12 protein-coding genes and 1 pseudogene are annotated in these 12927 nt (G+C 64.8%); 8 read left to right on the top strand and 5 right to left on the bottom strand.

The genetic code is table 11. From position 1 onward, the window contains the following. Positions 1-10 precede the first annotated feature (10 nt). Both G6N28_RS06715 and G6N28_RS06710 read right to left on the bottom strand, forming a co-directional pair. Positions 11-1366 (bottom strand): protoporphyrinogen/coproporphyrinogen oxidase, encoded by a 1356-nt coding sequence (locus G6N28_RS06715; RefSeq protein WP_163898441.1) that lies wholly within the window; start codon positions 1364-1366, stop codon positions 11-13. Then, a complete protein-coding gene (locus tag G6N28_RS06710) occupies positions 1363-2466 on the bottom strand; it encodes a spirocyclase AveC family protein (RefSeq protein ID WP_163898438.1) in 1104 nt (367 codons plus the stop codon). Before G6N28_RS06710 ends, G6N28_RS06715 begins: the two co-directional genes overlap by 4 nt. Positions 2467-2564: 98 nt before the next feature. Here G6N28_RS06710 and G6N28_RS06705 point away from each other — a divergent pair, with 98 nt between their 5' ends. Both G6N28_RS06705 and G6N28_RS06700 read left to right on the top strand, forming a co-directional pair. Then, positions 2565-3194, top strand: a complete 630-nt coding sequence (locus G6N28_RS06705) for a TetR/AcrR family transcriptional regulator (RefSeq protein ID WP_163898434.1) — start codon at positions 2565-2567, stop codon at positions 3192-3194. Positions 3195-3261: 67 nt separating this feature from the next. After that, positions 3262-4572 (top strand): protoporphyrinogen/coproporphyrinogen oxidase, encoded by a 1311-nt coding sequence (locus G6N28_RS06700; RefSeq protein ID WP_163898431.1) that lies wholly within the window; start codon positions 3262-3264, stop codon positions 4570-4572. Positions 4573-4586: 14 nt separating this feature from the next. Here G6N28_RS06700 and G6N28_RS06695 read toward each other — a convergent pair whose 3' ends face one another. The 3 genes from G6N28_RS06695 to G6N28_RS06685 all read right to left on the bottom strand — a co-directional run bounded on the left by G6N28_RS06695 (position 4587) and on the right by G6N28_RS06685 (position 6389). Further along, positions 4587-4868: a cytochrome C oxidase subunit IV family protein gene (locus G6N28_RS06695; RefSeq protein ID WP_163898428.1), complete on the bottom strand. Its 282-nt coding sequence runs from the start codon at positions 4866-4868 to the stop codon at positions 4587-4589. A 63-nt stretch (positions 4869-4931) separates the two neighbouring features. After that, on the bottom strand, positions 4932-5534 hold the full coding sequence (locus G6N28_RS06690; RefSeq protein WP_163898425.1) for a cytochrome c oxidase subunit 3: 603 nt from the start codon (positions 5532-5534) through the stop codon (positions 4932-4934). 60 nt (positions 5535-5594) lie between these two features. Further along, positions 5595-6389, bottom strand: coding sequence for a hypothetical protein (locus G6N28_RS06685; protein ID WP_163898422.1), 795 nt, complete (start codon positions 6387-6389; stop codon positions 5595-5597). A gap of 223 nt (positions 6390-6612) precedes the next feature. On the opposite strand from G6N28_RS06685, the pseudogene G6N28_RS06680 reads away from it, so the two are divergent. From G6N28_RS06680 to G6N28_RS06655, 6 genes and pseudogenes are all read left to right on the top strand, one after another. After that, positions 6613-7832 (top strand): annotated as a pseudogene (locus tag G6N28_RS06680) (IS110 family RNA-guided transposase). A gap of 230 nt (positions 7833-8062) precedes the next feature. Further along, complete coding sequence (locus G6N28_RS06675; protein WP_235674488.1) at positions 8063-8815, top strand: hypothetical protein; 753 nt, start codon at positions 8063-8065, stop codon at positions 8813-8815. Between the two features lie 149 nt (positions 8816-8964). After that, positions 8965-9636 (top strand): TetR/AcrR family transcriptional regulator, encoded by a 672-nt coding sequence (locus G6N28_RS06670; protein WP_163898419.1) that lies wholly within the window; start codon positions 8965-8967, stop codon positions 9634-9636. A gap of 308 nt (positions 9637-9944) precedes the next feature. Further along, positions 9945-10754, top strand: a complete 810-nt coding sequence (locus G6N28_RS06665) for an MlaE family ABC transporter permease (RefSeq protein ID WP_163898416.1) — start codon at positions 9945-9947, stop codon at positions 10752-10754. Next, on the top strand, positions 10751-11605 hold the full coding sequence (locus G6N28_RS06660; protein WP_163898413.1) for an ABC transporter permease: 855 nt from the start codon (positions 10751-10753) through the stop codon (positions 11603-11605). The genes G6N28_RS06665 and G6N28_RS06660 overlap by 4 nt, the downstream gene beginning before the upstream one ends. A 4-nt stretch (positions 11606-11609) precedes the next feature. After that, positions 11610-12926 carry an MCE family protein gene (locus G6N28_RS06655; protein ID WP_163898410.1) on the top strand — a complete coding sequence of 439 codons (1317 nt, stop codon included), beginning with the start codon at positions 11610-11612 and terminating at the stop codon, positions 12924-12926. Position 12927 lies beyond the last annotated feature (1 nt).

Here is a 12927-nt window from a genome sequence, read left to right as displayed (position 1 = left end):
TGTGAGTCGGTTAACGGACAGCTGCAGAGGTCCGGCCGGCGAACCGCCGTGACACCCGCGCGGCCGCCTCCTTGCCGCTGACCAAGCCGCCGTTGAGCCCCGGAATGCGGTCGAGGTCGCTGGCGAATTGCACGCGCGCGGTGGGATCGATCTTCTTGCGAAACTCCGCGATGAGCTTGAACCGGCCCTTGTCGATGACGGGCACCGATTCGGGCCAGCGCATCAACGCCCACTCCTCGAGCTCGCCGGGCACCCTGCCGTAGTAGTGCTCGACCCGCTCCAGCGCGTGCTCGAGCAGATACTCGTCGTCCTTGTCGTCGGTGCGATTCAGATAGGACGGCGACAACAGCACCGAGATCAGTCCTTTGCCTGCCGGCGCGCGGCCGGGCGCCTTGTTGTGATCGGCGATCACCGCGATGGTGTCCGGGTCGTCGTAAGGCGAGACCATCGAGAAGGTGCCGGGGTCGTTCGGACGGGCGGAGAACCCCATCGATACGTTGCCGAGCCGGTGGTAGCGCGCCGATTCGTAGAGCATGCGGTGGTTTTCGTCCATCTGTGGATACATCGCGACGGCCGGCTCTGCGGTGGTGGCGATCACCGCGGTGTCGAATGTCTCGGTGCGTTCGCCGCGCGACTGCGGCGACGAGAAGGTCACCTCAACGCCCGCACCGGTGTCGGTCACGTTCGTCACCGGGTGCTGATAGCGGGTGTCGACCAGGGTGGCGAGCTTCCTCGGCAGGCCGGCGACCCCGGAGGTCAGGTTGAACACCGACTTGACCAGCATGTTGCGAACAGTCCAGTGCAGCAGCGCAACCGAGGTGTCGTGGTCCTCATGCACCCAGGTGCCACTGACCAATGGCGCGGAGATGTAGCGGGCCAGTTCCTCGTTGAGCACGCGGCGGCTGTAGTCGAGCACGGTCTCGTTGTCGATCTCCGCCAGCCCGTCGTAGGTGTCGTAGCCGAGGCTGGCGCGGTGCTTGAACACATCGGCGAACAGCCGCAGTGCCTTGATCTTGGCCGGCCACGAGATCACCCCGGTGGTGATGCTCGCCCGGATCGGCTGGGACAGGTCGAGGTAGTGCTGCTTACCTTGCCGCGGCATGCCGAAAATAACCGGGGTTTCCACGAATTCGTCTGACAGCCCGACCTCGTGGATCATCTCGACGGCTTCGCGGTAGGTGCCCAGATAGACCGCGGTGCCCAGGTCCATCACGAAGTCGCCCTTCTGGACGGTCCAGATGCGACCGCCGACACGGTCACGGGACTCGAACACGGTCACCGCGAAGCCGGCCTTCTTCAGCTCGTAGGCGGCGGCCATCCCGGCGATGCCGCCGCCGATCACCGCCGCCGTGCTGTGTGCGGTCATTTGGTCCTCTCGGGTAGCAGTTCGGGTCGGTCGGGGGCCGACTTCCGGGAGATGGGTCGGCTCGGGTCAGGGCAGTCGAATGCAGTGGTGGGCCCGCAGACGCCGCCGTTCTTCCATTCGCGCTCGATGTGCGGAGTCGGCATCGGACCGGCATGCAGTGCGTAAAGGGAGTAGGGGATGTTGAAGGCGATCAGGATGGCCAGCTGGCAGTACCCGGCGATCGCGCAGAACCGCGCGAACGTCTTGGTGCCTTCCCGTTTGAACTTGATCTTGTCGATGCCGCGCTCGACCCAGGTCCGGCCTTTGTCGTCGCGAAAGAAGTGCAGGCAACTGAGGATGATGAACGTGCCCGGCCAGCTCAGCGGTTCGAGGATCGGGAACTGGTGGTCGGTTCCGGCGAACAGGGTGAGTTCGGGAATGGTCGCCGAGTAGCTGATCAACTGGGTCCTGGTCATGAACAGCTCGACGATGATGTCGCCGATGATCATGACCAGATAGGTCTGCAATATCAGGCGTAATACGCTGCGAGAGGGGTCTTTACGGCGTTGGTAGGCCATGTACTTGGAGCCGGCGTAGCCGGCCATCGCACACATCCACAGGTAGGCGGTGAAGTACACCAACGGGACCGGGATCAACTCCCCGTTACCCGAACTCCACCAGGGGATGTGAGGCAGCCAGCTGCCGAAGTTCACGAACGTGGTCGCGTACTGGAATTGGTACGTGATCATGTTGAGCCACGGCTCTTGGAAGAACATCAGCCAGCCGGCCAAGAAGAACAGCCCGTCGAAGCTGAACCGCCCGGTGCGCAGCTTGGGCCCGATCACGAAATGCCAGAGGATCCAGCCGGTGATGAGGATGCCGAAGATCACCTCGACCGCGCGTACCAGGATGACGAACCAGCCGGGTTCGGTTCCGCGGCCCAGCGTGTTGGGGGTGAAGTCGCCGCTGACCACCCACATCGTCCAGCAGTAGGCGATCAGCGCCAGCCAGGCGGCGCCGTGGACGATCCACACCTTGGCCCAATTGGCCTGCGCCTGGGCCGGGTCGGGGCCGAGCTGTTCGGGCAGCGCACCCGTCGTTAACGGTCGTTCCACCGACATGGCGGTGACGATAACACCCTCATCTGTCCGTGAACAGACGTTTTCTGCTTTCGAGCAGATATCTGTCCGAGAACAGGTCGGTTGTGTAGGCTCGGCACGTGTCGCCCGCCTTGAAACGCCGGCCCAAGACGAATCGTGAGCGCGTCGAGGAATCCACCCTGGCCCTGATCGCGTCGGCGATCGAACTGTTCGCCCGGCAGGGCTATGAGCGGACCACCGCTGCCGAGATCGGCACCAATGCCGGGTTCAGCCGCAACATGGTGCGCGACCGGTACGGCTCCAAAGAGGCGCTGCTGCAGTCTGTCTTCGATGAGTTCGCCCGGAAGCTGCTGCCTGCGGTGCGTCGTGAGCGCATCGGCAACGGCTTGGAGCGGGTGCTGGGTCAGATCGACGATCTGCTTCATGCGGTGCAACGCGAGCCTGAGACGATGCGGGCGATGATCGTGCTGACCTTTGAGACGCCGGGCCCCCTGCAACAGTTCGCGGGCTGGTTCGACACGTTGATCGGCAACTACCAGGCCGAGCTGGCGGGGCATCTGTCCGACGGGGTAACCGACGGTTCGGTCGCCGCGGGGATCGATCCCGCGCGCGAGGCGGAAGTGCTGGTGTCCTATGCGATCGGGCTGTGCTTCCGGTCGGCGTTGCGCCGCGACGGCTATGACTTCGCCGGGGAGATCCGGGCGTTTCGCGACCGGGCGGCGCAGCGGTACGCCCGTCGGCGGAGGTGAGCCTGCCGGACCTTGCGTCGTCAACGACCGTTAACATCAGGTGATCCGTCATCGTTGGGAGTCGCCTGTGACCCGTGTTGCCGTTGTCGGGGCGGGGATTGCCGGTCTTACCGCCGCGTATCGTCTGCAGACCGCCGGCTGCGACGTCGAGGTCTTCGAAGCCGAAGATGTCGCGGGTGGAAGGGTGCAGACAGTACGCGCCGGGTCCTACGCGATGGACACCGGAGCGTCGGCGCTGGGCTCGACCTATCGTGCGTATCTTGACCTCGCCCGAGAACTCGGGGTCGAGATCGTCGACACCGCGCCGTACGTGGGCATCCGGCGAGCCGGCACCACGCATCTGCTCGACATGAACCACGTGGTGCGGACGGGAGTGCGCACCCCGCTGTTGTCCTGGGGCGCCAAGCTGCGCGTGTCGCGATTGGCCTTCGACGTCGCCGCAGCCAGGGTGCGGGGCCGGTTGGACTACGCCGACATGTCGAAGGCGGCGCCGCTGGACACCGAGAGCGCCCGCGATTACGCGCTGCGCGCACTCGGGCCCGAACTGGACAGCTATCTGTGTGAGCCCATCGTGCGCACGATGCTGATCGCCGACACCGACAAGGTGTCCAAGGTCGAACTGTTCTCTGGAATCGCCAACATCTTCACCGCCAGGATCCAGACCGTCGTGGGCGGGCAGGACCGCATGGTCGACGCGCTGTGCCGCCGGTTGGACGTGCATCTCAAAACGCCGGTGGCCGAGGTGGTTCGGCTGCCCGGCGGGGGCGTGCGGGTGTCCCGCGCGGGTGCGGCGTCGCGCTTTGACGCCTGCGTGGTCACCTGCCCACTGCCCGAGGCGGTCGAGATATGCCCCGACGACCGACCCGTCCTCGCACCGCTGAGCCGCGACCTCGCCTACACCCAGTGCATCAGCGTGGCGGTAGGCACCACCCGACCGCCCCAATGCCCGGCGTTCCTGGTGATGTTCCCGTCGACGGAGAACCCCGACATCGCGCTGATGTTCCTCGACCACAACAAGTCCCCGGACCGGGTGCCGGCCGGCGGAGGCCTGCTGAGCTGCCTGTGGGAGACCTCCGCGTCGGAACGGATGATCGACGCCGGCGACGACCAGGTGCGCGATCACACGCTGGCCACAGTCTTCGACGTCTTTCCCGAACTACGAGGAGCCGTGGACTTCGTGCACGTGACCCGGTGGCGACGGGCCCTGCCGTACACGCGGATTGGCGCATACCGGATGATCGGCCGGCTCAACGCCGCACTCGAGGCCTGCTCACCCCTTCAATACGCCGCCGACTTCATGTCCGCTGCCGGACAGAACACGGCGGTCGAGTTCGGCAATCGGGCCGCGCGGAACATCCTGGCCCATCACGTGCGCTGACCGGGGTTTGGCGGTCAGCGTGGCGCAAGCGGTTCGACCAAATACACGATCATCATGACGCTGCAGACGACGACACAGTGCAGCTCGAAGATCGTTCGAAGCAGCGATGGTGCGTCGCGCAGTTCCATGAAGTACAGCCCCACGAAGCGCACCTTGACGAAGGCCACCAGCAGGATCACCACCGAGGCGACATGGTGATCTCGGATGCCGTCCTCGCCGACGTACCAGGTCAGCAGGGTGGCGGCGATCAGGACACACCACACGACCGTGAACGGCCCGAGGATAAGACTTTTCATGCTTGGCCGGCCGGGGCGCGAAGTCCCCGGAGCGGCGGTTGCAGGCTCAGTGAGCACGATGATCTACCTCACGAAATACAGCAGGGGGAACAAGACAATCCACAGCAGGTCGACCATGTGCCAAAAGCACGCGCCGCCTTCGATGAACGCGAGCTCCTTGGCGGTCAGAATCACCTTGCGCGCCTTCACCGTCAGGTACAGCAATACGCCGATGCCGACCAGCAAGTGAAAGAAGTGCAGGCCCGTCAAGACGTAGAAGTACATCCAGAACTCGTTGGTGGTGGGCGTGATGCCGTGGCGGACCTTGTCGCTGTACTCCAGGATCTTCATCACCGAGAAGCCCACTCCGCACAGGATGGCGCCGATGAAACACCCGGGCGCAAGTGTGCGCTCTCCGAGTCGAACAGCACGTATGCCCACCACGACCAGCAGTGAACTGCTGAGCAGCAACAGCGTGTTGATCACGCCGAACAGCGGCTGCAAGTAGGCAGCCGAGCTGTCGAACAGTTGAGCGTCTCCGGACCGGTAGACAAGGTAGACGACGAAGAATCCGGAGAAGATCGACATGTCGCCGAGGATGAAGATCCATGTCCCCGCCTCGCCGGGCACACGTGGCGGATGTCTTCGCGATCCGAATGCACGAACGCTGTCGAGTACGGTCGCCATCACCCTCCCATTCCTGACCGGCATGGGCGCCCGAAACGGGCGCCCATGCCCCGGGTTCCGCTAGGCCGTGACGCCCGGTCGGGCGTCCACCGTGGCGACCGCGACGCTGGTGACCTCGGGATCACCGGCCTCCGCCCGGGCTTGTAGCCGAGCGGCTTGCTGGTTGATCACCTTCAGCGACACGATGATCATGACGGTGATCTCGCCGAAGAAGATCGCGACCGGGAACCAGAACGCGAGCGCTCCGTTGTAGGCGAAGGGGCCGTCTTTCCAGAACACGATCAGCGCCGCCGGAAAGATCAGGAAGCCGCACCAAAGGTTGAAGTAGCCAACCCATCTCGGGTAGATGGTCGGGACATTGTGGTCCTTGAAGATCGCAGCCGCCACCACGAAGAACCAGATCGCGAACGGCGGCCAGGTGAACAGCCAGTCGAACCACACCCAGTCGTTGGCGAACTGAAGGATCTGCGGGTCCATTTCGTCGGCACGATACGCGCACACCGCCCAGGTCATCGGGATGAACAGGAAGAAGACGTAGCCGCCGCCGACCAGGGCGATGGAGGCGTAGGTGAGGAAGGGGTAACCGCGCTCCATCTTCCGCATGAAGGTGGTCACCACGATGCCCCAGGTCGCCCAGAAGCTCCAGGCGATGATCTGGACGATCGATCCGATCTGTATCTCGAAACGCCGATCGACGAAGATCTGCCGCAGCTCCTCGGCGCTGAGGGTGGGCGGTGGAGCGGGCAAGAAGTTCATCAGAAATCCCTGGGCGATGAGCAGCCCGAAGATGACGACTGCCGCGGACCAGGTAAACGCCTTCGCCACGCTCTTGTCGAGCTCGATCTGCTTGATCACTGGTCCTTACCTTTCTTGGAGGGTGTTCGGGGCCGCTGGCCTTAGTTAGGCTTCGATTCACCCAGGGACAGCGGGTATGGCTTTCATTGGTCAGCCCTTGATGGCCGAGGAGGATTGGCCGCCCGCTGTCCCGCGACGACTCGACCGCTAATTGAGAGATGCGATTCGATCGCTGTGTAAGGACACGACGGCGTGGTCGTCTGCCGGGCTGGTGGAAATGGTGATGAGCACGGAGGCGGTAGTGACACAAGCTGTTTGGGCGGGTATCGATGCTGGGAAATCGGACCACTTCTGCGTGGTCATCGATGCTGAGGGAAAGCGACTGCTGTCGCAGCGGGTAGCCAACGACGAAGCGACTCTGTTGAAGTTGATCAGCACTGTCGCAACCATGGCTGACGGCGGTGAGGTCACCTGGGCCATCGATCTCAACGCTGGCGGTGCGGCCCTGCTGATCACGCTGCTGATCGCCGCTGACCAGCGGCTGCTCTACATCCCCGGCCGCACCGTGCACCACGCCTCGGGCAGCTACCGCGGGGAGGGTAAGACCGACGCCAAAGATGCCGCCGTCATTGCCGATCAGGCCCGGATGCGCCGCGATCTGCAACCACTGCGCCCCGGAGATGACATCGCAGTGGAGCTGCGCATTCTCACCAGCCGGCGCACCGATCTGGTGGCTGATCGCACCCGCACGATCAACCGACTGCGTGCCCAGCTGCTCGAATACTTCCCAGCCCTGGAACGCGCGTTCGACTACAGCACCAGCAAGGCCGCGTTGCTGCTGCTCACCGGCTATCAAACTCCCGATGGGCTGCGACGAGCCGGTGCTGCTCGACTGGCAGCCTGGTTGGGTAAACGCAAGGCCCGCAACGCCGACGCCGTCGCGGCCAAAGCCCTGCAGGCCGCTCACGCTCAACACACCGTCATACCCGGACAACAACTCGCTGCGGCCATGGTTGCCCGCTTGGCCAGGAGGTGATGGCCCTCGACACCGAAATCGGCGACACCGATGCGATGATCGAGGAGCGATTTCGCCGCCACCGCCACGCCGAAATCATCGTGAGCATGTCGGGCTTCGGCGTCACGCTCGGCGCCGAATTCCTCGCTGCCACCGGCGGAGACATGAGTGCCTTCGACTCCGTTGACCGCCTCGCCGGCGTCGCCGGCCTGGCTCCGGTACCGCGTGACTCCGGCCGCATCAGCGGCAACCTTCAACGACCCCGCCGCTACAACCGGCGCCTGCTGCGCGCCTGCTACCTGTCGGCGCTGTCCAGCATTCGATCCGACCCCGTCTCGCGCACGTATTACAACCGCAAACGCGCCGAAGGCAAACGCCACAGCCAAGCCGTCCTGGCCCTGGCACGTCGGCGTCTCAATGTTCTGTGGGCAATGCTGCGCGACCACACGACCTATCAACCCACCACGCCTACTGCCGCAGCGGCTTGACAACCTCATTGAGAATCCTCCTGACCGTCGTGGCGCGCGTGCCGGCCAAGCCGCACATCGCACTGTTGTCATTAATGAGTGGCACTAGCTTAAAGCGTGAGTGGCACTAATTAAAGAACAAGTTGACACGGGGCTGCAACCGAAAATAGATTCCGTCCATCGGCGATAGCTAGTGTCACTCCCTCTACCGCCCAACCCCACAGCGATGCCAGAAGATGCGAGGAGGTTCCGTGTCGGTCACCGCATCCCGCAAGCACACCGCGGCGACACCTGCCGAGTCCACTATGGAGCTGCGGGTCCATCGGGTGTTGATCTGGTCTGGGTTCGGCATGCTCGCGTTGTGGCTCGGCGCATTCCTGTTCATCGCCGGTTTCATCCCGCCGTCACGTCCGACAGCGGGCCCGGCGGCGATCGTGCGGCTCTATGACGACAACGCCAACGCGATCAAGTTCGGGATGGTCATCTCGATGCTGGGCTCCGCGTTGCTGGTGCCCTACGCCGTCGCGATCTCCGGTCAGCTCAAGCGAATCGACGGCGCTCGTGCGCTCGCCGACGTCCAGATGGTGTCCTGCGCGCTGTTGTCGCTGGAGTTCATCACCCCGATCGGGGTGTGGATGGCCACCAGCTTCCGCTTCGACGGCCGGTCGGCCGAGCTGACCGAGAGCATGCACGACCTGGGCTGGATCCTGTTCATGACCGTGATCTGGTCGCTGTGGGTACAACTCATCGCGATCGGCGTGGCGATCCTGATCGACCGGCGTCCCGTCCCGATCCTGCCTCGATGGTTGGGCTACCTGAACTTGTGGGTCGCCCTCCTGATCCTGCCCGCGGGCGCCGTCCTGTTCTTCAAGTCCGGCCCGATGGCGTGGAACGGAGTGGTCGGCCTCTATCTCCCGTTGAGCGCGTTCGTCATCTGGATCGCCGCGATGACCGTGACGGTCCATCGCAATCTCAGCAGTCAGATCGCCGCGTCGCAGCGGTGAGCGTCGTCGGCGGCGCGAACCCAACCGCGTTGCGGCGCAGTACCGGACAACGTCGCCACCTCGGCCCCCAGCAGTGCAGGCCCACCCGCTAGGCTGCACAGGGTGAGGCTTGGAACACGGTCACGGCGAGGTGACCTGACGGGAGGTGAGTGGCGCTGACTACCCGTCGCGGTGGCAGGCGCAAGAGCGGGCGCCGAGCGCCAGACGAGGTCCGCGGGCTGATCCTCGACACCGCCCGCAGACTGTTCGCCACACAGGGTTACCACGCCACCCCCACGCGGCAGATCGCCGTAGAGGCAGGCGTGGGGGAGTCGGTCATCTTCCGCAATTTCGGTTCCAAAGCCGAGCTGTTCGAAACGACGGTCCTTACCCCCTTCACCGAGTTCGTGGACGACTGGGCCGCGACCTGGGACGCCAGTTCCACCTCGGCCACCGATGCCGCGCAGGTCGCCGAGTCGTTCGTCAAGGGCTTCTACAACCTCGCCGACGAACATCGCGAACTGTTGAGAACCATCATCGCCGCCGGGGTCAACGGCGCCGATCCCGGGTTGGCCGACGCCGCGTCCCGGGTCAGCGAAAAGCTCGCCAACAACCTCGGACTCGTCCGGCGTGTGTTGCTGGAACACAGTGCCGCCCGGCACTTCCGCGATGTCGACGCACCGGTCACCGTCGCCTTCTCCGTTGGAGCTGTCCTCTCCATGGTGCTACTCGACGACTGGCTCTTCTCGCCGGCGCAGCGGCGGCCGGGCCGGGCGCGCCAGATCAAGGAGGCGAGCCGGATGCTGCTATACGGTGTCGCCGGCCGGGACACGTCCGGCTGACCACGGCGGTCCGACCCGCGGGTGATCGTTCCCGCGCTCATCGACGAGCACCTGCTCGCCGGCACCACCGCCGCCGATCGTCGATCCGATGACACAGAAGCATTTGCACGGAGACCAAGTTGCGGTATCTTTCTGAGACGTCATAGCTCTAAATAAAGATCACACTGTTCGGGGGCGATTTGAGCTGAGTGAAAATCGCACAAGAGCGTTGCGCATCGGCCAGGAGATGCCTACGTTCCTCACCCGCCGCAAACAGACGCAGGTCAGAGTTCTTTCCGGTACTACCAGCCCAGGATCGGAGGTCCCAGATGGGAGAAGTTGCGCTAGCAACACCTCAGCGAAGCCTGGCCCGTGGCGCGGCATCTTCGCTGGCGAAGCCGGCCACCGCGATCGGTGGATTCGTCGCGATGGTCCTCGACACCTTCGTGCTGATGTTCAAGCCACCGTTCGCTTGGCGTGAGTTCCTGTTGCAGAGTTGGTTCGTCGCGCGCGTGTCGATCGTGCCCACCATCATGCTGTCGATCCCGTTCACCGTGCTGACGGTGTTCGTCCTCAACGTGCTGCTGATCGAGTTCGGCGCCGCCGACTACTCGGGGACCGGCACCGCGCTGGGCGCCATCACCCAGATCGGACCCGTGGTGACCGTGTTGGTGGTGGCGGGCGCGGGGGCCACCGCGATGTGCGCGGACCTCGGGGCGAGAACGATTCGCGAGGAGCTCGACGCTCTGCGGGTTCTCGGGATCAACCCCATCCAAACCCTCGTCGTGCCACGCGTGCTGGCCGCCACTCTGGTTGCCCTGCTCTTGAACTCCATCGTGTCGGTCATCGGGCTCAGCGGCGGCTTCGTCTTCTCGGTCTTCGTCCAGCACGTCACCCCCGGCGCGTTCGCCGCCGGTATGACGATCCTGACCGGACCCGTGGAGGTGATCGTCGCGCTGTGCAAGGCCGCGGTGTTCGGCTTGGCGGCCAGCCTGATCGCCTGCTACAAGGGCATTTCCGTCGGCGGCGGGCCGGCGGGCGTCGGCAACGCGGTCAACGAGACCGTCGTGCTCTCGTTCATGGCGTTGTTCTTCATCAACGTCATCGCAACCGCAATCGGCGTGCAGGCAGCGCAGTGACGAGCGCACGGCCAAGCACGCGGTTCGGCCGCCTCGCCCGGGCCGCCGAGAATTTCGCCAGGAGCTGGAACACCGTCGGAATGCAGATGGCGTTCTATACCCGAACCCTCGCCGAAATCCGAAATGCCTTCATCCACTACAAGCTTGAGGTGGTGCGGCTTGTCGCCCAGATGAGCCTGGGCACAGGTGCGATGGCCGTCATCGGCGGAACCGTGGTGATCATCGGGTTTCTGACCCTGTCGGCCGGGGCGATCATCGCTGTGCAGGGGTACAACTCACTGGCCGGCATCGGGGTTGAGGCGCTGACGGGCTTCATCTCGGTCTACGCCAACGTCCGGATCATCGCGCCCGTCGTCGCCGGGATCGGTCTGGCAGCCACCATCGGCGCCGGTGCCACCGCTCAACTCGGTGCGATGCGGATCAGCGAGGAGATCGACGCCCTGGAGGTGATGGGCATCCGGTCGATCGCCTACCTCGCCTCCACCCGGGTGGCCGCCGGAGTGTTCGTCGTCATCCCGCTGTACTGCATCGCGGTGATCGCCTCGTTCTTCGCCGCCCGGATCGGCACCACCTTCGGTTACGGGCAGTCCACCGGCGTCTACGACCACTACTTCAACACGTTCCTGCGCAGCACCGATCTGATCTGGTCGTTCTTCCAGGCAGTGGTGATCGGAATCGTGGTGATGCTGGTGCACACCTACTACGGGTTCACCGCCTCGGGCGGGCCCGTCGGCGTCGGCGAGGCGGTCGGCCGCGCGGTGCGTACCTCGCTCATCGCGGCGGCCTTCGTCTCCGTCATCATCACGCTGTCCGTCTACGGGCAGTCCGGCAACTTCGACCTGTCGGGGTAACGCGATGTTCGACGACCGAATGGACATGCGGATCAAGCCGGCCTGGTGGACGGCGATCCTGCTCGCCCTCATCGTCGGCCTGGTCCTGATGACCGCCGCGCTGTTCACCGGAACATTCCGAAAGTTCGTGCCGGTGACGCTGACGTCGGACCGCTCCGGTCTCATCCTGGAATCGGGTGGCAAGGTCAAGCTGCGCGGCGTACAGGTCGGTCGTATCGCCTCGGTGACGGGGACCGGGCGCGACGTGGTCGTGCGGCTCAACATGTTTCCCGATGCCGTCAGCGCGATCCCGGCCAACGTCGGTGCGCAGATCATGGCCACCACCGCCTTCGGCGCCAAGTACGTCGACCTCATCTATCCGGAAGATCCCAGTCCCCAGCGGCTCAAGGCCGGCACGGTGTTGACTTCGCGAAACGTCAGCAGCGAGGTCAACACGGTGTTCGAGAACCTTTACGAGTTGACCACCAAACTCGACCCGGTCAAGCTCAACGCCACGCTGACCGCCCTCGCCGACGGAGTGCGCGGACAGGGCGAGCGGATCGGTCAGGCCACCACCGACGCCAATCAGGTTCTGCTGGCGCTCAATCCGCGGATGGACACCGTCGCCGCTGACTGGCGTTCGCTGAAGGGGTTCTCGGATGCATACGCCGCCGCTGCGCCGGACATCATGGAAATCCTGGACGGCGCCAGCGAAACCGGCAAGACGATCACCGATCACGCCGAGCAGCTCAACACCGTCCTGCTCAACAGCATCGGCTTCGCCCAGTCGGGCGCCAACGTGCTCGGCCGCAACGCCAACGACCTGGTGCACCTGATGCGCACGGTGGCGCCGACCACCGACCTACTGCACAAGTACGACGCGACCTACACCTGCACTCTGCAGGGCGCGGTGTGGTTCCTCAACAACGGGGGCCGAGACGCCATGGGCGGCAACGGGCGATCGGTGATTCTCGACGCGGCTCTGATCCCGGGCGACGACCCGTATAAGTACCCCACGCATCTGCCGGTCGTCGCCGCCAAGGGCGGGCCGGGCGGCAGGCCCGGCTGCGGGTCGCTGCCCGACCCGAGCAAGAAGTTCCCGGTGCGCCAATTGGTGACCAACACCGGCTGGGGTACCGGTCTGGACTGGCGGCCCAACCCGGGTATCGGCCATCCCTGGTTGGTGAACTGGTTCCCGGTGACCAAGGCCGTGCCGGAGCCGCCCCGAGTGCACGGCGACGGCCCACCGGCGATCGGACCCGTGCCGTACCCGGGTGCGCCGCCCTACGGCGCCCCCCTCTACGGACCCGACGGCACACCGCTGTACCCCTCAGCACCCTGAC

It is taken from the genome of Mycolicibacterium pulveris (assembly GCF_010725725.1).
Taxonomy (GTDB): Bacteria; Actinomycetota; Actinomycetes; order Mycobacteriales; family Mycobacteriaceae; genus Mycobacterium; species Mycobacterium pulveris.
The sequence above is the reverse complement of the archived record's forward strand: the minus strand, read 5'-3'. Positions and strand labels throughout refer to the sequence as shown.